This is a genomic window from Streptomyces sp. YIM 121038 (assembly GCF_006088715.1).
Classification (GTDB): Bacteria; Actinomycetota; Actinomycetes; order Streptomycetales; family Streptomycetaceae; genus Streptomyces.
Map to the genome: position 1 here is coordinate 6,223,805 of NZ_CP030771.1, position 20,641 is coordinate 6,244,445.

Consider the following 20,641-nt stretch of genomic DNA (forward strand, 5'->3'; position numbering starts at 1 on the left):
CCGGCGGCCCGGACGCGAGTCCGGGCCGCGCGCGGTGGCCTACGCCGTGAGCTGGCGGCGGCGCAGGCGGCGGTCAGGGCGGAGCAGCAGGGACAGCAGCGCGGCCGCGACGATCACGGCACCCACCAGGGTCATGGCCGAGCGGCCGGGGCCGAGCGCCGTGTGCGCGATGAACGCTCCTACGAGCGCCCCGCCCGCCCCGGTCGCGAGGACGAGCGTGCGGGACGGCAGGCGGTGGCCGAGCCGGTGGGCCGTCGCCCAGGCGAGGGCCAGGCCGAGCAGCGCGGAGCCGAGAGCTTCCAGGATCACGATGGGGGTCCCTCCCTCGTGGTCGGGTGCGGTCGCGGACGACCGCGGCGGATCATGGGGGCAAAACGGTCCTAGCCGGTCCTACCCCCGGCCGTCGGAACGCAACCCTCCACCCCATCCATGTCCGGAGCTCGCCGCCGCTTCCCGTACACCGGGTGAACAGCGGGTGAACACACGGGAGCGGCCCGGTGGTCCACCCACCGGGCCGCTCCCGTGCGCGCCGCTGCGGCGCGCGCCGTCCGCGTGCTACAGCGTGCCGAAGCCCACCTTGCGCTGGGCCGGCTCGCCGATCTCCACGTACGCGAGGCGGTCGGCGGGGACCAGGACCTTGCGGCCGTGGTCGTCCGTCAGGCTCAGCAGCGGGGCCTTGCCCGTCAGGGCCTCGGAGACCGCGCTCTCGACCTCCTCGGCGCTCTGACCGCTCTCCAGAACGATCTCGCGCGGCGCGTGCTGCACGCCGATCTTGACCTCCACGCTTTGTCCCTCCGACGGTCAGTGATGTGCGCGGCCGCCCGCGCCGTACCTGCACAGATTAGCCCGGTGAGGCGACGCTGACGGCTCCGGCCGCGCACGCCAGGAGCGAACACGCGCCGGGAAGAGAAGCGGGCGGGGGCTGAGCGTCCGTCCGCCTGCTCCGGGGCCCTCGGCTGCTCCGGGGCCCTCGGCTCTCAGTGGCCCTCGGCGCCGTGCAGCGGGAAGCCCGCGATGCCGCGCCAGGCCAGCGAGGTGAGCAGCTGGACCGCCTTCTCCCGCGAGACGCCGCCGTCGCTGTGCAGCCAGGAGCGCGCGACGACCTGGGCGAGGCCGCCGAGCCCGGAGGCAAGGAGCATCGACTCGGCCTCGGGCAGGCCGGTGTCCTCCACGATGACCTCGCAGATCGCCTCCGCGCACTGGAGCGTCACCTTGTCGACGCGCTCGCGGACCGCGGGCTCGTTGGTGAGGTCCGACTCGAAGACGAGCCGGAAGGCGCCGCCGTCGTCCTCCACGTACCCGAAGTAGGCGTCCATCGTCGCCGCGACGCGCTGCTTGTTGTCGGTCGTCGAGGCCAGGGCCGCGCGCACCGCCTGCAGCAGGTTGTCGCAGTGCTGGTCGAGCAGGGCCAGGTAGAGGTCGAGCTTGCCGGGGAAGTGCTGGTAGAGCACCGGCTTGCTGACACCTGCCCGCTCGGCGATGTCGTCCATCGCCGCCGAGTGGTACCCCTGGGCGACGAAGACCTCCTGGGCCGCGCCGAGGAGTTGGTTGCGTCGGGCACGGCGCGGCAGGCGAGTGCCCCGCGGGCGTGCCGCCTCTGTCTGCTCGATGGCTGTCACGCCGCCTCCCAGAATCGTCCTTAGTTGCGGTGTGCGCCGCGCCGCCATCGTACTTTTCGGTAACTGCGATGTGCGCGGTGCGAGCGCAGAATTTCACGGACCGGGCACCCATGGAAGCGGTGCGTAGCAGGGCAAACACGGGCAGCTGTGCGAGCGTGCGCCCCCGCTCAGCGGTAGTCGTCCTCGTCCAGGTCGACCACGCGGGCCTGCTCGGCGACGTCGGCCACGTTGGCGGCGCCGGGGTCGACGTCCTCCAGGGAGCCGTCGTGCTGCGGTGCCAGGTCGGTGTGCTGCTCGGCGGCGTCGGCCTCGGGCGTCTCCTCGTCGTAGCCGTCCTCGGCCTCCTCGGCCTCGAACGTGTCCGGGTCGCTGGGGTCAACGGTCATGATGGGGACTCCTCGGATCTCTTGCCGGTGTCTGCGGCGTCTGCGGCGTCTTCGGTGTCTCTCGGTGCGGTTCGGGGTCTCGGGGTCTCGGGGTCTCGGGGTCTCGGGGTCTCGGGGTCTCGGGGTCTTCGGGTTGTTCCGGTTCGTCTTCGTCCCCGGTGCGGTTCTCCCCGGCTCCGCCGGGGTCTCCTCCGTACGGGACGTTCCGGGGTACGAGTGCCCTGTTCGCGGGCCTCTTCCCCGCGAGTTCCCCATGTCCCCAGGGAACACCCGATCGGAGCGCTCCGCGATCTCTCGCCCGGTCCCCGCGTGATCTGTTACGGGATCCAAACGGCACCTGTGACCCCGAACACGCGATCCAACGCGTGATCGTCTCGTAACATTGCCCGCATGTCTTCGACCGAGTTGCCGGACGTGCTGGCCGCCACCGTCGCCCCCAAACCGGGCGCCGTCGGTGTCGCGGAGGGCGAGCGCATGGACTCGGTCACGCTGCCCGGCCTGACGCTCTCGGTGCGCGGCCGGGCCGCGGCGGACACGGATCTGCCGCCCGCGCTGTACGTGCACGGGCTCGGCGGCTCCTCGCAGAACTGGTCGGCCCTGATGCCGCTGCTCCAGGACGTCGTGGACGGCGAGGCCCTCGACCTGCCGGGCTTCGGCGACTCACCGCCCCCGGACGACGGGGACTACTCGGTCACCGGGCACGCGCGTGCGGTCATCCGCTATCTGGACGCCCGCGGACGCGGCCCCGTCCATCTGGTGGGCAACTCCCTGGGCGGCGCCGTCACCACCCGCGTCGCCGCGGTCCGCCCCGACCTCGTGCGCACCCTCACCCTGGTCTCGCCCGCCCTGCCCGAGCTGCGGGTGCAGCGCACCGCCGTACCCACGGGCCTGCTCGCGCTGCCCGGGGTGGCGGGCCTGTTCACCCGGCTGACCAAGGAGTGGACACCGGCGCAGCGGGTGCGCAGCGTCATGGGGCTCTGCTACGGCGATCCGGCCAAGGTCTCGCCGGAGGCGTTCGCGGCGGCCGTGCGCGAAATGGAGCGCCGGCTCGCACACCCCTACTTCTGGGACGCCATGGCCCGCTCGGCCCGCGGCATCGTGAACGCGTACACGCTCGGCGGCCAGCACGGTCTGTGGCGGCAGGCCGAGCGGGTGCTCGCACCGACGCTGCTCGTGTACGGGGGCCGGGACCGGCTGGTGTCGTACCGCATGGCGCGCCGGGCCGCGGCGGCCTTCGGCGGCTCGCGGCTGCTCACGCTGCCCGACGCCGGGCACGTGGCGATGATGGAGTTTCCGGACGCGGTGGCCACCGCGATCCGTGAACTCGTGGCTGATGCGGGTGAGTTGAGGGATCCTCGTGAGGTGCGCAAGGGTGGCGGCGTGAACGACGACCGCCGCGAGCCGGGTACTTCGGGTACGAGGAGCTGACACGCCGCGTGGGACGTCATAGCCGCCGGACCCCGGCCGACACGACAGACACCAGCAGCACCCCTGGCATACCCGAGTCCCAGGCGACCGAGCCCGGGACCGGCGGCGGCCGCCGCCGGCGCGGTGACACTCCCGCGCACGGCACGCCCCAGGTGACGCCGCCGCACGGCACCCCCGAGCACGGCGCCCCCGCGCACGGCACCCCGCAGGCCACCCCGCCCCGCGGCGTCCCGCACGTGCGCGGCGGGCACCCCGAGCAGCGTGAGCCCGGGGGCGGCTGGGGTCCGGTCGGCGGCGCCGCGCCGAAGGCCAGGACCGGTGCGCCGCGGCCGCGGCGGGTGCCGGGGCCGAGACGGGAGGACGTCGCGGCCTTCGACGCCCTCGGTGCCCCGGACGGCTTCGAGGGCGCGGACGTGTTCGCGGCGGGCGCCACGCCCGTGCGGCGCCCCGCGCCCCGCGACCCGTACGCGTCCGTGACCGCCTGGGAGACCGACGCCGGGGACGACGGCGACGGCACCGGCGGCTCCCCGGGCGCCGCCGCGGCCGACGGCGGGACCCCGTCGGGCGGGCGGCTCAGCAGCCGTACCGTCATCGGTGCGGCCGCCGCGACCGTGACCCTGGCCCTCGCCATCGTCGTGGCCGCCCAGGTCACCGACGACGGCAAGGGCTCGGGCTCCGACACGCAGGCCGCCGACCACGGCGCGGGCGACGACCGCGACGCCCGCGGCTCCGCCTCGCGCTCGGACAACCGGCCCGCGCCGACCGACACCGCGACCCCGGAGTCGTACGACGCGAAGATGGGCAAGAAGTACCCGCTGGACGCGAAGCTCGCCGCGTCCGGGCAGTTCGCGGCGATGCCCGGGTTCGACAAGGCGCCCGGCAAGGGGCAGAAGTTCCGCTACCGCGTCGACGTCGAGAAGGGCATGGGCCTGGACGGCGCCCTGTTCGCGCAGGCCGTGCAGAAGACCCTGAACGACAGCCGGAGCTGGGCCCACGGCGGGGCCCGCACCTTCGAGCGGATCTCCTCCGGGAAGCCGGACTTCGTCATCACCCTGGCGAGCCCGGTGACCACCGCGAAGTGGTGTGCGAAGTCCGGTCTCGAAACGCTCCAGCAGAACGTGTCGTGCGACTCGGCGTCCACCGACCGCATCATGATCAACGCCTATCGGTGGGCCCAGGGGGCCAAGACCTACGGCGACCGCATCCACCCGTACCGCCAGATGCTGATCAACCACGAGGTCGGCCACCGGCTCGGCCACGGCCACGTGGACTGCCAGCGCGACGGCGAACTCGCGCCCGTGATGCAGCAGCAGACCAAGTTCCTCGACCACGACGGGATCCACTGCAAGCCCAACCCCTGGGTGTTTCCCAAGGGGTGAGACGGCCTGGCTCGACAGGTGGGACATCGCGTTGACATTCCGCGAGGCATCGTCCATATTTCTCCGCATGTCGACCCGTCACGCCTCCCCGAGCGCCGCCCTTGAGCTGGCGCTGTTCGGCGTGACCGCGCTCTGCGTGGCCGATATTCACTGTCGCTGACGCCCGCCCCGGCGAGTGCGTCGCGCTTCTTCTTCCTTCACCGCGTTCCGTGCCCCTGTGGGGCGCGCTCCCTACGCGGCCCACGATGTGGTCAGCTGTCCGCATCCTGGACAGACGGTCTTGGACGTACGTGCCCGGGGCGGGCTCCCGCGCTTTCCTCCGCTCCCCTTCATCTCCTCAGCTTTCCGAGAGGCACTCCGATGCGTCTGCGTCGTCAGAAGTCCGTCATATCCCGCCGCGTGGCAGCGGCATCCGCCACCCTGGTCGTCCTGGCCGCCGGCGCCGCCGCCTGCGGGCCCGAGGACGGCAACGACGCCGGAGGCGACGGCAAGGCCGAGAAGGGCGGCACGCTCACCGTCCTCAACCGCGACCCCCAGAAGACCTTCGACCCCGCCCGCCTTTACACCTCCGGCGGCGGCAACGTGCCGAGCCTGGTCTTCCGCACCCTGACCACCCGCAACCGCGAGGACGGCGCCGAGGGCGCGAAGGTCGTCCCGGACCTCGCCGAGAGCCTCGGCAAGCCGAGCAAGAACGCCACGGTGTGGACGTACACCCTGAAGAAGGGCCTCAAGTTCGAGGACGGCACGCCGATCACGACCAAGGACATCAAGTACGGCATCGAGCGCTCCTTCGCGGCCGAGCTGTCCGGCGGCGCGCCCTTCCTGCGCGACTGGCTCATCGGCGGCGCCACGTACGAGGGCCCGTACAAGGACAAGAAGGGCCTCGACTCGGTCGAGACGCCGGACGAGCGCACGATCGTCTTCCATCTGAACAAGCCCGTCGGCGACTTCGACTACGTGGCCACGCAGACGTCGTTCGCGCCCGTGCCGAAGGCCAAGGACAAGGGCACCAAGTACGAGGAGCACCCGATCTCCTCGGGCCCGTACCAGGTCGTCAAGAACACAGGCGGCGGCGAGCGCCTCCAGCTGGAGCGCAACCCGCACTGGTCGGCGAAGACCGACGCCGAGCGCAAGGCCTACCCGGACAAGATCGACGTCCGCTCCGGCTTCAACTCGTCCGTCATCAACCAGCGCCTCTCCGCGAGCCAGGGCGCCGACGCCGCCGCCGTCACCACCGACACCAACCTCGGCCCGGCCGAGCTCGCCAAGGTCACCGGCGACAAGAAGCTGGCCTCGCAGGTCGGCACCGGCCACTTCGGCTACACCAACTACCTGGCCTTCAACCCGAAGAAGAAGCCCTTCGACAACCCGAAGGTCCGCCAGGCCGTCGCCTACGCCGTCGACCGCTCCTCGGTCATCAACGCCGCGGGCGGCTCCTCCCTCGCCGAGCCCGCGACGACCTTCCTGCCCAACCAGGAGTCGTTCGGCTACCAGAAGTTCGACCACTTCCCGGCGGGCGCGAGCGGCAACCCGAAGAAGGCCAAGGAGCTCCTGAAGGAGGCCGGCTACAAGGACGGCCTGACCATCACGCTCACGCATTCCAACGCCAAGAACTTCGAGACCAGCCCGGAGATCGCCACCGCCCTCCAGGACTCCCTGAAGAAGGCCGGCATCACCGTCAAGCTCCAGGGCCTGGAGGACAACGACTACGAGGACAAGGTCCACGACGCCAAGGACGAGCCGGGCCTCTTCCTCGCCCACTGGGGTGCCGACTGGCCCTCCGGCGGCCCCTTCCTCGCCCCGATCTTCGACGGCCGCCAGATCGTCAAGGACGGCTACAACTTCAACTCCTCCTTCCTGAACGACAAGGCCGTCAACAAGGAGATCGACGAGATCAACAAGCTGACGGACCACGCCGCGGCCGCCGAGCGCTGGGGCGCGCTCGACAAGAAGATCGGTGAGAAGGCCGTCAACGTGCCGCTGTTCCACCCGGTCTACAAGCGCCTGTACGGCAAGGACATCAAGAACGTCGTGATCAGCGACTGGACGGGCGTCCTCGACATCTCCCAGGTCGCGGTCAAGTAGGGCCCGTCGGTAGATCTGTCATGAGTGAGGCCCTGTTGGCCTCGGAGAGCGGGGGAGCGGACGCCGCCACGGCGTCCGCTCCCGGCTCCTCCGGAGCCCGTCAGTTCTGGCGGCGGCTGCGCACGCGGCGCGCCGCCCTCGTCGCGGGCGCGATCGTCGTCCTGCTCGTCCTGGTCGCGCTCGCCGCGCCCCTGCTCACCGCCCTGGAGGGCCAGGACCCCACCACGTACCACCCGGAGCTCATCGACTCCGCGCGTGGCGGCGTGCCCGTCGGCTCCTTCGGCGGCATGAGCGCCGAGCACTGGCTCGGCGTCGAGCCGCAGACCGGCCGCGACCTCTTCGCCCGCCTGGTGTACGGCGCCCGGGTCTCCCTCGGCGTCGCGCTGATCGCGACGCTGCTCCAGGTCACCCTCGGCATCGTCGTCGGGCTCGCCAGCGGGCTCGGCAACCGCTGGGTCGACCTCGCGCTCAGCCGCGCCACCGACGTCATGGTGGCGCTGCCCCTGATGGTCCTCGCGCTCGGCCTTCTCGCCGTCGTGCCCAGCGACTTCCCGCGTCCCGTGCTCGTCGCGCTCGTCGTCGGCGTGGTCGGCTGGGGCGGCATGGCCAAGATCGTGCGTGCCCAGACCATCACGCTCAAGGAGCTCGACCACGTCGCCGCGGCCCGCCTCAGCGGCTGGGGCGGGGTGCGCATCGCCCGCCGCGAGCTGCTGCCCGCGCTCGCCGCGCCCGTCATCACGTACTCCGCGCTGCTCGTCCCCACCAACATCACCGTGGAGGCGGCCCTCTCCTTCCTCGGCGTCGGGGTCAAGCCGCCCACCGCGTCCTGGGGCCAGATGCTCACCTCCGCCGACGTCTGGTACGAGGCGGCACCGCAGTACCTGCTGCTGCCCGCGGGCGTCCTGTTCGTGACCGTGCTGGCCCTGACCGTCCTCGGCGACGGCGTGCGCACCGCCCTCGACCCGCGTGCGGCCTCGCGGCTGCGGGTGGGCGCGAAGCGGGCCAAGAAGAAGGGGGCGGAAGCGTGAGCCTGGGCTCCGGATTCACCGGCTTCATGGTGCGGCGCGCCCTCGGCGCCGTCGTCACGCTGTTCGTCCTGTCCGTCGTGATCTACGCCGTCTTCTACGTCGCCCCCGGCGACGTCGCGCAGATCACCTGCGGTCCGCGCTGCTCGCCCGCCCAGGTCCAGCAGGTCTCCGAGCAGCTCAAGCTCGACGACCCGATGTACGCGCGGTACTTCGAGTTCCTGCGCGGCATCTTCGCCGGCCACGACTACTCGACCGGCACCGGCGTGCAGCACTGCGACGCGCCCTGCCTCGGCCTGTCGTACCAGACAGACCAGCAGGTCACCGATCTGATCCTGAACAAGGTGCCGGTCACGGGCTCGCTCGCCCTCGGCGCGATGGTCCTGTGGCTGATCCTCGGCGTCGGCACCGGCGTCCTCTCGGCGTGGCGGCGCGGCCGCCCCACCGAGCGGATCCTGACCGCTGTCACGCTCGCGGGCACGGCGACCCCCGTGTTCGTGATCGGCCTGCTCCTGATGGTCCTGGTCTGCGGCCAGCTCCAATGGCTGCCGTTCCCGCAGTACGTGCCCTTCACCGAGGACCCGCAGCAGTGGGCGTGGAACCTCCTCCTGCCCTGGGTGTCGCTCGCCCTCATCGAGTCCGCCAAGTACGCGCGCCTGACCCGGTCCGCGATGCTGGAGACCCTCGCCGAGGACCACGTGCGCACCTTCCGCGCGTACGGGATCAGCGAGCGCTCCCTCGTCGGGCGGCACGCCCTGCGCGGCGCCCTCGCGCCCGTGATCGCGCTGACGGCCAACGACTTCGGGACCATGTTCGGCGGCGCCCTGCTCACCGAGACCCTGTTCGGCCTGCCCGGACTCGGCCGCGAACTCGTGCAGGCCGTCCGGGTCGTCGACCTGCCGGTGGTCGTCGGCATGGTCCTCATCACCGGCTTCTTCGTGGTCCTCGCCAACGCCGTCGCGGACGTGCTGTACGCGGTGGCCGACCGACGGGTGGTGCTCCCATGAGCCTCGACGACCAGCTCGTGCACGTGGACGGCCTGAGCGTCGGCTTCGGCGACGTACGCGCCGTGGACGACGTCTCCTTCACGCTGGCGCGCGGCGCCGCCCTCGCCCTCGTCGGCGAGTCGGGATCCGGCAAGTCCACCGTCGCCTCCGCGCTGCTCGGCCTGCACCGGGACACCGGGGCACGGGTCACCGGCGCCGTGCGCGTCGGCGGCGTCGACGTCACCGGGGCCGGCGACCGCGAACTGCGGCGGCTGCGCGGCGGGGTCGCCGCGATGGTCTTCCAGGACCCCCTGTCCTCGCTCGACCCGTACTACGCGGTCGGCGACCAGATCGCCGAGGTGTACCGCGCCCACTCCGGGGCCTCGCGCCGCGCGGCACGCGCGCGTGCCGTCGACGTCCTCGGCCGCGTCGGCATCGCCGACGCGGCGCGGCGGTCGCGCTCGCGCCCGCACGAGTTCAGCGGCGGCATGCGCCAGCGCACCCTGATCGCCATGGCCCTCGCCTGCGAGCCCGACCTGCTCATCGCCGACGAGCCGACCACCGCCCTCGACGTGACGGTGCAGGCGCAGATCCTCGACCTGCTGCACGAGCTGCGCGCGGAGAGCGGCATGGGCCTGCTCCTGGTCACCCACGACGTGGGCGTGGCCGCCGAGAGCGTGGACGACGTGCTCGTCATGCGGCACGGGCGCGTCGTGGAGCGCGGCGGCGTCGCCGACGTCCTCGCCGCGCCCCGGGAGGCGTACACCAAGCAGCTCCTGAGCGCCGTGCCGCGCGTCGACTCCGTACGGGACGACCGCTCCGGCGACCTCGGCGACGTCGTCGTCGAGGCGAAGGGGCTGCGGCGCGAGTTCGGGCGCGGCAAGGGCGCCTTCGTCGCCGTCGACGACGTGTCGCTGACCGTGCGGCGCGGCGAGACCCTCGGCGTCGTCGGCGAGAGCGGCAGCGGCAAGACCACGCTGGGCCGGATGCTCGTGGGACTCCTGGAGCCCACCTCGGGACGGCTGAGCTTCGGCGGCGCCGAGAAGCAGGGCACCGGCCCCGTGCCGGGGGTGCAGATGGTGTTCCAGGACCCCGTCTCCTCGCTCAACCCGCGCCGCTCGGTGGGCGAGTCCGTCGCCGATCCGCTGCGTGCGCGGGGCGACCGCGACGAGGCCGCGATCCGCGCCCGCGTACGGGACCTGATGGAGCGCGTCGGCCTCGACCCGGCGCACTACGACCGCTACCCGCACGAGTTCAGCGGCGGCCAGCGCCAGCGCGTCGGCATCGCGCGGGCGCTCGCCGCCGAGCCCCGGCTCATCGTCTGCGACGAACCGGTCTCGGCGCTCGACGTGACCACGCAGGCCCAGGTCACCGCGTTGCTCGCGGAGCTCCAGCGGGAGCTGGGGCTCGCGCTCGTCTTCGTCGCGCACGACCTCGCGGTGGTGCGCCAGGTCAGCGACCGGGTCGCGGTGATGCGGCGCGGCCGGCTCGTCGAGTACGGCTCCGTGGACGAGGTCTACGACACGCCCCGGGACCCGTACACGAAGGACCTGCTCGCGGCCGTGCCCGCCCTCGACCCGGCGCTCGCCGCCGAACGGCGCGCGGCCCGTCTCGCCCGGTCAGGACCGGCCCCGGAGGAATTGGCCGTGGCATGACTCCGCGTGAGCGGGAACGGCTCCCCACGAGCCCCGCATGACGCCTTTCGTCGCGCTATGAGGCTTCTATAGCGCGACGGAACGCTACCGGCGCGGGAAAGTTACTGCTCTTCACCCCTTTTGGTGGCGCGATGGACAACCGTCCGTCGCGCCACCGGCATGTCCGCATACGTTCGTCCCGCTGCGAGCCGCCGGGCCAACGGCGGCTCCCCATAGGGCAGATCGGGGGTGCACGCGTGCGCATTGGACTGCTTACGGAGAGTGGCTATCCGTATGTGGGCGGTGAGGCCAGGCTCTGGTGCGACCGGCTCGTGCGCGGGCTCGGGCGGCACGAGTTCGACGTCTACGCGCTGAGCCGCAGCGCCCGCCAGGAGGCGCTGGGCTGGGTCGACCTGCCCCCGCAGGTCCGCCGGGTGCGCAGCGCCGCGCTGTGGGGCGAGGCCTCCGGACGGCCGGTGCTGTGGGGGCGGCGCCGCGCGGGCCGGCGCTTCGCCGAGTGCTTCACGGAGCTCGCGGCGGGGCTGACGGGCGCGTCCGGTGAGGGCGTGACGCGCACGCCCGACGGGGGTGTGACGGGCACGTCCGGCGAGAGCGTGACGGGCACGTCCGATGAGTTGGCGGACCGTTTCGGCAACGGCCTCTACGGCCTCGCCGAACTCGCCCGCGACACCGGCGGGCTCGCCGGGGCCCTGCGCTCCGAGGACGCCGTACGCGCCCTGGAGAGCGCCTGCCGCGCGCCCGGCGCGCACCGGGCCGCCCGCGCCGCCCGCGTGCCCGACCTGCTCGCCGTCGCGGCGGACCTGGAGCGGACCCTGCGCCCGCTCTCCCTCGACTGGTACGACGACGACACGCTCGGCGCCGTCGACCTCTGCCACGCCACGGCGGGCGGCGCCGCTGCGCTGCCCGGCCTGCTCGCCCGGCACTTCGCGGGCGTACCGCTGCTCGTCACCGAGTACGGCGTACGGCTGCGGGCGCACTACCTGGCGGGCGCGGGCGCCGTGGCGGGCGCGGGCGCCGCCGAAGAGCCCGCGCCGAGCGCACCCGCGCGGGCGCTGCTCGCCTCCTTCCACGGCAGGCTCGCCGCCGAGACCTACCGCGAGGCCACCGTCATCACCCCCGGCAACGCGCACGCCCGCCGCTGGCAGGAGCGGTGCGGTGCCGACCGCGCCAAGCTGCGCACGGTCTACCCGGGCCTGGAGGCCGACCGCTTCGCCGAGGTCGGCGAGCGCGAGGAGCCCGGCGAGCCGCACACGCTCCTGTGGGTCGGCCGGGTCGAGCCCGCCAAGGACCTGATCTCCCTCCTGCACGCCTTCGCCGAGGTCCGCAAGGAGGAACCCGGGGCGCGCCTGCGGATCGTCGGCGCCCTCGCCGACGGGGACCGGGCCGCGGCCTACCTCGCCCACTGCCGGGCGCTCGCCGCGCAGCTGTTCCCCGACGAGGCCGAGGACGCGTACGCGGTCGGCGCCAACCCCGTCTCCTTCGAGGAGATCGGCAGCCCCGAGGCGCCGGACCTCGCCGACGCCTACGCCGGAGGCGGCGTGGTCGTCCTGTCGAGCGTCGTCGAGGGCTTCCCCATCAGCCTCATCGAGGCGATGCTCTGCGGCCGCGCCACGGTCTCCACGGACGTCGGCGCGGTGGTCGAGGTCATCGGCGGCACGGGCCTCGTGGTGCCGCCCCGCAACCCCCGGGCGCTCGCGCAGGCGTGCGTGCAGCTGCTGCGCGACCCCGAGCGCCGCGCACGCCTCGGTGCGGCGGCGCGGGCCCGGGCGCTCGAACTCTTCACGGTCGAGCAGAACATCGCGGCATTTCACAGCATTTACCTGGAGATCGTCTCGCACTGCCCGGTGCGACGCGAGACCGTGAACGAGGCGGGCGAGCCGGTGCCGTTCGCCCACCCGGCCGAGGCGTCCGTGCCGGGCCGGTGGGCCGTCGGCGGCCGCCTCGCGGGCGCGGTCCCCCTCGGCAGGCCCGCACCCCTCGGCACCGCCGCGACCGCCGCCACCGCCGCCACCGCCCCGAGCTGGGCCGCCCGCTGCGGCCTGCGGGGACACCTGGGGGAGGTGGCGTCGTGACGGGACGTGACGCGGCCGCCGCGGCACAGGGTCGTGGCGCGGCGGCGCTGAGGGGTGGCGCGACCGGCCTGGGTGGGGAAGCGGAGGCCGCGGGCTGCAGCGCGACCGGCCCGGGCGGAGGCGTGGAGGCCCCGGGCGGCTGTGCGACCGGCCTGGACGGAGGCGCGAAGGCCCCGGGCGGCGGTGCCTTCGCCCCGAGCCGTGGCGCGCAGTCCCCCCGGCGCGGCACGGGCGACCCCGTCAAGGCCCTCCTCCACCGGCACCGCGAACTCTGCGAACGGGCCGTCGACCCGCTGGAGATCGCGGCGGGCCTGGAGGCGCACGGCGTCACCGACCGCACGGCCGCGCGGTTCCGGCACCGCGACGTGTTCGCCCTCGCCGAGGAGATGTACGCGCGCGTGCCGCGCGACAGCGACGAGTGGGACGCCCTCGACGCCCCGGGGCACGGCAGCTCCGGCCGACCGGCGGGCGCCGCCCCCGAAGTCCACGCCGCCTGGCCGGTGTTCGCGCTGCTGCCCGGCGCGGTGTGCGCCCTCACCGTCGCCGGGCTCGCCCTCACCACGGGCGGCGTGCGCCTCGCGGTGGGCCTGGGCGGCGCGTTCGCCCTCGCCGCCACGGTCCGCGTCGCCCTGCGCCACGGCCCGCTGCGCACCCCGCGCCCCGCCGCGTCGGCCACGCGCGCGTGGACGTGCTGGCTGCTCGCGTACGCCCTGTGCGGCGAGGGGCTGCTGCGCGCCGCCGCGCCGGGCGGGACCGACCGGGCCCTGCCGCCCTCGGCCCTCGCCGCCCTCGGGCTCGCCGCCGCCGTCGTGCCCGGCACGGCGTGCGCACGGCTGTTCACGGTGCGGGCCCGCCGACGGCTCGGCAGGAGCCGGGGGCTCGCCGACTTCGCCGCGTCCGTACGGCCCCTCCTGCTCGGCGTGTTCGCGCTCTACGCGACCGCGGTGGGCCTGGCGCTGGCCGGAGCCGACGCCGCGCTCGGCCTCGCCGGCGCGGCGGGCGCGGGCGGCGTGACCCCCTGCCTGGGCGTCGGGGCGCTGGCCGCGCTGCTGTGGCTCGGGCGGCTCCTCGCGGCGCACGGCTCCACGCGCGCGCCCGCCCTCGTGTACGCCGCGGTCGGCGCGACCGGGGCGGCGGCCCTGGCCCTCGCGTGGGCCGCCCGCCTTCCGGGCTGCGGCTTCCTCGCCACGCCGGTGGAGACCGCGGCCCTCACCTGGGGCGTGCCCGCCGCCGTCTGCGGGGCGGGGGCCGCGCTCCTGCTGGCCCGCGCGGTCCGCGTGCTGGGCCGCGCCTCCGCGCACGCCTGCGGGGGTGCGGCATGAACGCGTGCGCCGCCGCTCGGGGCTCGCGGCTCCAGGGCCTGCGACTCCAAGGCTCGCGGTTCCAGCGCCCGAGGCTCCTGCGCCCGAGGCTCCAGGGCCCCCGGCTCCAGCGTCCGAGCCCTCAGCACCCCCGCGGCGAACCCGAGCCCTCCGACCACCCCGCCCCCGAACGGCCCGAACCCCCGCTCCCGCGGCCCCGGCGCGGGCCCCGGCGGCGCGGGCCCCGGTCGCGGCGGGCCGCGCCGGTCCATCCGTTACCCGAGACAGCCGGCACCACCCTGAAGGAGAAACACAGATGACAAGGCCCAGCATCCGAGCGTCCGTCCCCGGAGGCGCCCGATGAGGGTGTTGCTGATCGGAGCCAACGGATACCTCGGCCGGTTCGTCGCCGACCGGCTGCTCGCCGACCCGGCGGTCCAGCTCACCGCGCTCGGCCGCGGGGACGACTCGGACGTACGGTTCGACCTCGCCAGCGGCAGCCCCGGCGCGCTGACCCGCTTCCTGGACGCCGTACACCCGGGCGTCGTCATCAACTGCGCGGGCGCCACCCGCGGCGGCGCCCGCGAACTGACCCGGCACAACACCGTCGCCGTCGCCACCATCTGCGAGGCCCTGCGCCGCAGCGGCTGCGGCGCCCGCCTGGTGCAACTCGGCTGCGGCGCCGAGTACGGCCCGAGCCAGCCCGGCTCGTCCACCGCCGAGGACGCCGTGCCACGGCCCGGCGGCCCCTACGGCGTCAGCAAGCTGGCCGCCACCGAACTCGTCCTCGGCTCCGGCCTGGACGCCGTGGTCCTGCGGGTGTTCTCGCCCGCGGGCCCCGGCACCCCCGCCGGATCGCCGCTCGGCCGCCTCGCCGAGGCCATGCGCCGCGCCATGCAGTCCGGCGACGGCGAGCTCAAGCTCGGCGGGCTCGGCGTCCAGCGCGACTTCATCGACGTCCGCGACATCGCCCGGGCCGTGCACGCCGCCTCGCTCTCCGCCGCCCAGGGCATCGTCAACATCGGCTCCGGGCGCGCCGTGCGGCTGCGCGACGCCGCCGCCGTGCTCGCCCGCGTCGCCGGCTACGGCGGCGCCCTGCACGAACTCGACCAGCCGCCCGGCAGGCCCGGCCTCCACCCGCGGGTCGACGCCGACCACGCCGCGCCCGCCGCCTACCCCTACCCGGACGGCTGCGGCAGCTGGCAGCAGGCCGACGTGCGCACCGCGCGCGACCGGCTCGGCTGGCGGCCGCGCATCAACCTCGAAGAGTCGCTCGCCGACATCTGGATGGAGGCCGCATGCCGCATCTAGGCCGCACACCGCACCCCGGCCCCACCCCCCGGCCGGGCCGCGGACCGCGTCCCACCGGCACGACGGCCCTCGGCCCGCGGACCGCCCCGCGCGTCGGCTTCGGCGTCCCCGGCACCGCCCACCCCCTGCTGGCCTCCGCCGAGTGGGCCGAACTCACCCGGGCCCACGGCTCCTTGCACTGGGTCGTCCTGAACGTCGCGGGCGGCCCGGGCGACCGGCCCGACCCACACTGCCTCGACGCCGCCGGACGACTGCGGAACGCGGGCGTCCGGGTCCTCGGCCACCTCGACGCGGCGTACGGCGCCCGGAGTTTCGGCGAACTCGTCTCCGACGCCCACCGCTATCTCGACTGGTACCTCGTCGACGGCTTCTACCTCGCCCGCTGCCCGACGGAGCGCGCGGCGCTGCCCGAGGTCCGGCGCACCGTCACCACCCTGCGCGCGCTCCTCGGCAGGGCCCACGTCGTGTTCGGGCACGGCACGCACCCGTACCCCGGATACATCGAGAGCGCCGACCAGTTGGTGACGTTCAGCGGGCCCTGGAGCGACTACCGCTGGTCCCAGGTCGCCGAGTGGACCGCCGACTACCCGCCCGAGTGCTTCTGCCACCTCGTACACGGCGTACCGCGCGGCCACCTCGACGAGGCGCTGCGCGTCGCCCGCTGGCAGGGCGCCTCGACGATCTACTTCACCGACCGCACGGACGGCGGCGGCAGCGGCGCGGGCGGCGACCCCTGGGAGGCCCTGCCCGGTTACTGGGACGAGATCGTCTCGCGTATCGGACCAGGTGTCTCGGAATGAAGAAGGCCGTGGCAGTGTTACGGAGAGAACAACCGTTCCGCATATCCGACCAACGGAGTCCCCGTGTCGCTGCCACCCCTGGTCGAGCCAGCATCTGAGCTCACCGTCGACGAGGTCCGCAGGTACTCCCGCCACCTGATCATCCCGGACGTCGGGATGGACGGGCAGAAGCGGCTGAAGAACGCCAAGGTGCTCTGTGTGGGCGCCGGCGGCCTCGGGTCACCGGCGCTGATGTACCTCGCGGCGGCGGGTGTCGGCACCCTCGGCATCGTGGAGTTCGACGAGGTCGACGAGTCGAACCTGCAGCGCCAGATCATCCACAGCCAGTCCGACATCGGCCGCTCCAAGGCCGAGTCGGCCCGCGACAGCGTCCTCGGCATCAACCCGTACGTGAACGTGGTCCTGCACGAGCAGCGGCTCGAAGCCGACAACGTGATGGACATCTTCAGCCAGTACGACCTGATCGTCGACGGCACCGACAACTTCGCGACCCGCTACCTGGTCAACGACGCCTGCGTGCTCCTGAACAAGCCGTACGTATGGGGCTCCATCTACCGCTTCGACGGCCAGGCCTCGGTGTTCTGGTCCGAGCACGGCCCCTGCTACCGCTGCCTCTACCCGGAGCCCCCGCCCCCCGGCATGGTCCCGTCCTGCGCCGAGGGCGGCGTGCTCGGCGTGCTGTGCGCGTCCATCGGCTCCATCCAGGTCAACGAGGCCATCAAGCTCCTCGCGGGCATCGGCGAGCCGCTCGTCGGCCGCCTGATGATCTACGACGCCCTGGAGATGCAGTACCGCCAGGTCAAGGTCCGCAAGGACCCCGACTGCGCGGTCTGCGGCGAGAACCCCACCGTCACCGAGCTCATCGACTACGAGGCCTTCTGCGGCGTCGTGTCCGAGGAGGCCCAGGAGGCGGCCGCCGGTTCGACGATCACTCCCAAGCAGCTCAAGGAGTGGATCGACGCCGACGAGAAGATCGAGATCATCGACGTCCGCGAGCCGAACGAGTACGAGATCGTCTCGATCCCGGGCGCCAAGCTGATCCCGAAGAACGAGTTCCTCATGGGCACCGCCCTGCAGGGCCTGCCGCAGGACAAGAAGATCGTCCTGCACTGCAAGACGGGCGTCCGCAGTGCGGAGGTCCTCGCCGTCCTGAAGTCCGCGGGCTTCGCGGACGCCGTGCACGTCGGCGGCGGCGTGATCGGCTGGGTCAACCAGATCGAGCCCGAGAAGCCCGTCTACTAGACGTCGGGCCGCCGGGCCCACCGCCTCGGCCTCAGCGGCCCCCGGGTGACTGCCACCCGGGGGCCGCTCGTCATGGCGCGCAGACCTTGCCGTCGCGCGGGACCTCGCCCTTGAGCAGATAGTCGTTGACCGTGCCGTCGACGCAGTCGCTGCCGTTGCCGTACGCCCCGTGGCCCTCGCCCTTCCAGGTGAGCTGGACGCCGACGCCCTCGCCCAGCTCGTCCGCCATCTTCCGGGCGCCCTCGTACGGCGTCGCCGGGTCGCCGGTGGTGCCGACGACCAGGATCGGGGCGGCGCCGGGAGCGCTCACCTCGGGCGTGTCCCGCAGGCCGGCCACTGGCCAGTCGTGGCACCAGCCCGCCGTGTCCCAGGCCATGAAGCCGCCGAACACCGGGGATATCTCCCGGAACGCGGCGAGCCGCGCCTTGGCCTCGGCCGCCGTCGGCCGCTCCTTGGCGTCCCGGCAGCCGATCGCGCGCTGCGCGTGGCTCTGGGTGCTGTACGCGCCGGACGCGTCCCGGTCGTTGTACGTGTCGGCCAGCTCCAGGAGTCCCGTGCCGTCGCCCTTCTCGGCCTTCTCCAGGGCGTCGGTGAGCACCGGCCAGGTCTGCCTGCTGTACAGCGCGACCGTGATGCCCGTCGTCGCGAGGGCCTCGCCGAGCCTGCGGCCGGGCGTGGACGTCCGCAGCGGCTTCGCGTCCACGCGGCGCAGCAGCTCGGCTATCCTCCGCGTGCCCGTGGCGGGGACCTCTCCGGAGGACCTGAGGTAGTTCTCCAGGGCGCGCTGGAAGCCCCGGGCCTGGTTCCGCGCGTGGCCCACCGTGCCCGCCGTCGGGTCGACGACCGCGTCGAGGGTGAGGCGGCCCACCTTCTTCGGGAACAAGTGGGCGTACGTGCCGCCCAGTTCGGTGCCGTACGAGATGCCGAAGTAGTGCAGCTTCTCGTCGCCGAGGACCTGCCGCAGGACGTCCATGTCGCGGGCGGCGTCGGCCGTCGAGACGTGCGGCAGGAGCTTCTTCGCGGCCCGCGCGCAGCCCGCGCCGAACGCGGCCGCGTCGCCCAGATACGCCTTCTCCTCGGCCGGGGTGTCCGGGGTGGGGTCCGTGTTCTCCGCCGCCTGGGTCCGCTGGTCGCTGCGGCAGCGCACGCCCTCGCTGCCCGCGACGCCGCGCGGGTCGAAGCTCACCAGGTCGTACCGCTCGCGCAGGTCGCCGTACGCGCCCGCGAACGCCGGGAGCATGGAGACGCCCGAGCCGCCGGGCCCGCCGAAGTTGAACAGGAGCGAGCCGATGCGGTCGCCGCGCTTCTTGGCGGTGGACGCGGCGCGGATCAGGGCGATGCCGATGGTCTCGCCGTCCGGCTTCGCGTAGTCCAGCGGGACCTTCAGGGTCGCGCACCGCCACTCGCCGCCGGGCGGGGCGTCCTTGCCCGAGCCCTCGCACGCGCCCCAGTCGAGCCGCTGTGCGACCACGGCCGCGGGCAGCGTGGACGACGGGTCCGGCCGCGGCTTCGGGTCGGCGCCCTGGGCCGCGGGGCGCTCACCGCTTCTGCCGCCGTCGCTGCCGTCCTTGCCGCCCTTGTCGTCGGACGAGCCGGTGCACCCCACGGCGAGCGCGGCCACCAGGGTCGCCGCGGTGGCCAGGGCCGCCGACCGTACGAAAAGCGGCATGTCTCGCTTCCCCCCTCGAATGAACGTCCGGCCATCCTAGGCGGGGCCACTGACAGCGCCCCGGCACGCCCTCGGCCGCGCGCCCCTCAAGTGCCGGACGGGACCGCCGCCTTGCCCGCCGCCTTGCCCGTGCCGCAGACCGTGCCCGACGTCGGCACCGTGCCGTTCAGGAGGTAGCCGTCCACCGCGCCCCGCACGCACGCGTCCCCGCTGTCGTACGCGCCGTGCCCCTGGCCCTTGTACGTCAGCTCGACGCCCACGCCCTCGCCGAGCGCGTCGACCATCTTGCGGGCGCCCTCGTAGGGAGTCGCGGGGTCCCCGGTGTTGCCGATGACGAGGATCGGCGCCGCGTCGGGGGCACTGACGTCCGGGTGGTCGGCCTGGCCCGGCACGGCCCAGTCGGTGCAGCCGAGCATGCCCCACGCCAGATAGTCGCCGAACAGCGGCGAGGCCGCCCGGAAGCGGGGGAGCTTCGCCTCGACGTCGGCCGTCGTGTACCGCGGCTTGTCGTCGGCGCAGTTGATGGCGACGTTCGCCGCCGACAGGTTGCTGTACTCGCCGTCCTCGTTGCGCCCGTTCATCGAGTCGGACAGGAGCATGAGGATCCGGCCGTCGCCGTCGTAGGCCTCTTCCAGGCCCTCGGTGAGGTAGGGCCAGAAGTCCTGGGAGTACAGGGCCTGCACGATGCCGTTGGTGGCCGCGGTCTGGGTCAGGCGGCGCGGCGGAAGACCGGGCAGCGGCTTGGCGTCCAGGTCCTTCAGGAGCTTGGCGATGCGGTCCTTGACGTCGTCCTCGGTGTCGCCGACGGGGCAGTCGTCCTTCTGGGAGACGCAGTCCTTCGCGAAGTTGTCGAGGGCGAGCTGGAAGCCCTTGGCCTGCCCGAGGGAGCCCTGTTCGGCCGTCTCGGTGGGGTCGACGACCGCGTCGAACACGGCGCGGCCGACGTTCTTGGGGAACAAGTGCGCGTAGACGCCGCCGAGTTCGGTGCCGTAGGAGATGCCGAAGTAGTGCAGCTTCTTGTCGCCGAGCACCTGGCGCATCAGGTCCATGTCGCGGGCCACGTCAGTGGTGCGCACATGGGGGAGCACCTTGCCGGAGTTCTCCTCGCACGCCTCGTTGAAGCCCTTGACGTTGTCGATGAACTCCTTGCGCTCGGCCTCGTCGTCGGGCGTCGCGTCCTGCTGGAAGTACCTGTCGAGCTGTGCGTCGTCCTCGCACCGCACGCCGTCGCTGCGGCCGACGCCGCGCGGGTCGAAGCTCACCAGGTCGTACCGGGTGCGCAGCTTCGCGTAGTCGGCGCCGAACGCGGGCAGCGTCGTGACGCCCGAGCCGCCGGGGCCGCCGAAGTTGAACACGAGCGAGCCGACGCGCTTGTCCTCGGCGCCACTGGCCCGGGCGCGGATGAGCGCGATGCCGATCGTGTCGCCCTCGGGCTCGTCCCAGTCCAGCGGGGCCTTCATGGTGGCGCACTGCCACCGCGCGCCGCCGGGCAGCGGTGACGGGGCCCCGCCGCCGCCCTCGGCCGCGGACGGCGCCGGGCAGTCCTTCCAGCTGAGCTTCTGGTCCGGCCGGGCCTCGTCGGCTGTGTCCGAGGCCGCGTCACCGCAGGCCGCGAGCGCGGTGGACAGCAGGACGGCGGTGGCGGCCAGGGCCCTGGCACGCGGCGGGAGCTTGGGCATGGCT

At 73.7% G+C, this 20,641-nt stretch carries 18 protein-coding genes; 12 read left to right on the top strand and 6 right to left on the bottom strand.

The genetic code is table 11. The features are described from left to right. Nucleotides 1-39: 39 nt before the first annotated feature. The 4 genes from C9F11_RS26805 to C9F11_RS26820 form a co-directional block, all read right to left on the bottom strand. A complete protein-coding gene (locus C9F11_RS26805; RefSeq protein WP_138961647.1) occupies nucleotides 40-309 on the bottom strand; it encodes a hypothetical protein in 270 nt (89 codons plus the stop codon). A gap of 246 nt (nucleotides 310-555) precedes the next feature. After that, on the bottom strand, nucleotides 556-783 hold the full coding sequence (locus C9F11_RS26810) for a DUF3107 domain-containing protein (protein WP_138961648.1): 228 nt from the start codon (nucleotides 781-783) through the stop codon (nucleotides 556-558). 194 nt (nucleotides 784-977) lie between these two features. Further along, nucleotides 978-1,619 carry a TetR/AcrR family transcriptional regulator gene (locus tag C9F11_RS26815; protein WP_138961649.1) on the bottom strand — a complete coding sequence of 214 codons (642 nt, stop codon included), beginning with the start codon at nucleotides 1,617-1,619 and terminating at the stop codon, nucleotides 978-980. A 167-nt stretch (nucleotides 1,620-1,786) separates the two neighbouring features. Continuing rightward, on the bottom strand, nucleotides 1,787-2,005 hold the full coding sequence (locus tag C9F11_RS26820) for a hypothetical protein (RefSeq protein ID WP_138961650.1): 219 nt from the start codon (nucleotides 2,003-2,005) through the stop codon (nucleotides 1,787-1,789). 390 nt (nucleotides 2,006-2,395) lie between these two features. Here C9F11_RS26820 and C9F11_RS26825 point away from each other — a divergent pair, with 390 nt between their 5' ends. The 12 genes from C9F11_RS26825 (at nucleotide 2,396) to moeZ (ending at nucleotide 17,289) form a co-directional block, all read left to right on the top strand. After that, entirely contained in the window at nucleotides 2,396-3,433 is a 1,038-nt protein-coding gene (locus tag C9F11_RS26825) for an alpha/beta hydrolase (RefSeq protein ID WP_138961651.1), read from the top strand. Between the two features lie 8 nt (nucleotides 3,434-3,441). Next, nucleotides 3,442-4,812 carry a DUF3152 domain-containing protein gene (locus C9F11_RS26830; RefSeq protein ID WP_138961652.1) on the top strand — a complete coding sequence of 457 codons (1,371 nt, stop codon included), beginning with the start codon at nucleotides 3,442-3,444 and terminating at the stop codon, nucleotides 4,810-4,812. Between the two features lie 67 nt (nucleotides 4,813-4,879). Beyond that, complete coding sequence (locus C9F11_RS49970) at nucleotides 4,880-4,972, top strand: Ms4533A family Cys-rich leader peptide (protein ID WP_311775232.1); 93 nt, start codon at nucleotides 4,880-4,882, stop codon at nucleotides 4,970-4,972. Nucleotides 4,973-5,172: 200 nt separating this feature from the next. Beyond that, nucleotides 5,173-6,897 carry an ABC transporter substrate-binding protein gene (locus C9F11_RS26835; RefSeq protein ID WP_138961653.1) on the top strand — a complete coding sequence of 575 codons (1,725 nt, stop codon included), beginning with the start codon at nucleotides 5,173-5,175 and terminating at the stop codon, nucleotides 6,895-6,897. A gap of 20 nt (nucleotides 6,898-6,917) precedes the next feature. Then, nucleotides 6,918-7,925 carry an ABC transporter permease gene (locus tag C9F11_RS26840; RefSeq protein ID WP_138961654.1) on the top strand — a complete coding sequence of 336 codons (1,008 nt, stop codon included), beginning with the start codon at nucleotides 6,918-6,920 and terminating at the stop codon, nucleotides 7,923-7,925. 26 nt (nucleotides 7,926-7,951) lie between these two features. Continuing rightward, the gene (locus C9F11_RS26845; RefSeq protein WP_138967046.1) at nucleotides 7,952-8,929 is read left to right on the top strand and encodes an ABC transporter permease; all 978 of its coding nucleotides are present in this window, start codon (nucleotides 7,952-7,954) and stop codon (nucleotides 8,927-8,929) included. Beyond that, complete coding sequence (locus C9F11_RS26850) at nucleotides 8,926-10,563, top strand: ABC transporter ATP-binding protein (RefSeq protein ID WP_138961655.1); 1,638 nt, start codon at nucleotides 8,926-8,928, stop codon at nucleotides 10,561-10,563. The genes C9F11_RS26845 and C9F11_RS26850 overlap by 4 nt, the downstream gene beginning before the upstream one ends. 236 nt (nucleotides 10,564-10,799) lie before the next feature. Next, nucleotides 10,800-12,635, top strand: coding sequence for a glycosyltransferase (locus C9F11_RS26855; RefSeq protein ID WP_249401902.1), 1,836 nt, complete (start codon nucleotides 10,800-10,802; stop codon nucleotides 12,633-12,635). Then, the gene (locus C9F11_RS26860) at nucleotides 12,632-13,957 is read left to right on the top strand and encodes a hypothetical protein (RefSeq protein WP_138961657.1); all 1,326 of its coding nucleotides are present in this window, start codon (nucleotides 12,632-12,634) and stop codon (nucleotides 13,955-13,957) included. The genes C9F11_RS26855 and C9F11_RS26860 overlap by 4 nt, the downstream gene beginning before the upstream one ends. Before the next feature lie 339 nt (nucleotides 13,958-14,296). Next, nucleotides 14,297-15,247, top strand: a complete 951-nt coding sequence (locus C9F11_RS26865; protein WP_138961658.1) for an NAD-dependent epimerase/dehydratase family protein — start codon at nucleotides 14,297-14,299, stop codon at nucleotides 15,245-15,247. Next, nucleotides 15,235-16,047, top strand: a complete 813-nt coding sequence (locus C9F11_RS26870) for a spherulation-specific family 4 protein (protein WP_138961659.1) — start codon at nucleotides 15,235-15,237, stop codon at nucleotides 16,045-16,047. The genes C9F11_RS26865 and C9F11_RS26870 overlap by 13 nt, the downstream gene beginning before the upstream one ends. Before the next feature lie 63 nt (nucleotides 16,048-16,110). Next, nucleotides 16,111-17,289 (top strand): adenylyltransferase/sulfurtransferase MoeZ, encoded by a 1,179-nt coding sequence (gene moeZ / locus C9F11_RS26875; RefSeq protein ID WP_138961660.1) that lies wholly within the window; start codon nucleotides 16,111-16,113, stop codon nucleotides 17,287-17,289. Between the two features lie 70 nt (nucleotides 17,290-17,359). Here moeZ and C9F11_RS26880 read toward each other — a convergent pair whose 3' ends face one another. Both C9F11_RS26880 and C9F11_RS26885 read right to left on the bottom strand, forming a co-directional pair. Continuing rightward, entirely contained in the window at nucleotides 17,360-18,958 is a 1,599-nt protein-coding gene (locus C9F11_RS26880) for an alpha/beta hydrolase (RefSeq protein WP_138961661.1), read from the bottom strand. 86 nt (nucleotides 18,959-19,044) lie between these two features. Beyond that, on the bottom strand, nucleotides 19,045-20,637 hold the full coding sequence (locus C9F11_RS26885) for an alpha/beta hydrolase (RefSeq protein ID WP_138961662.1): 1,593 nt from the start codon (nucleotides 20,635-20,637) through the stop codon (nucleotides 19,045-19,047). Nucleotides 20,638-20,641 lie beyond the last annotated feature (4 nt).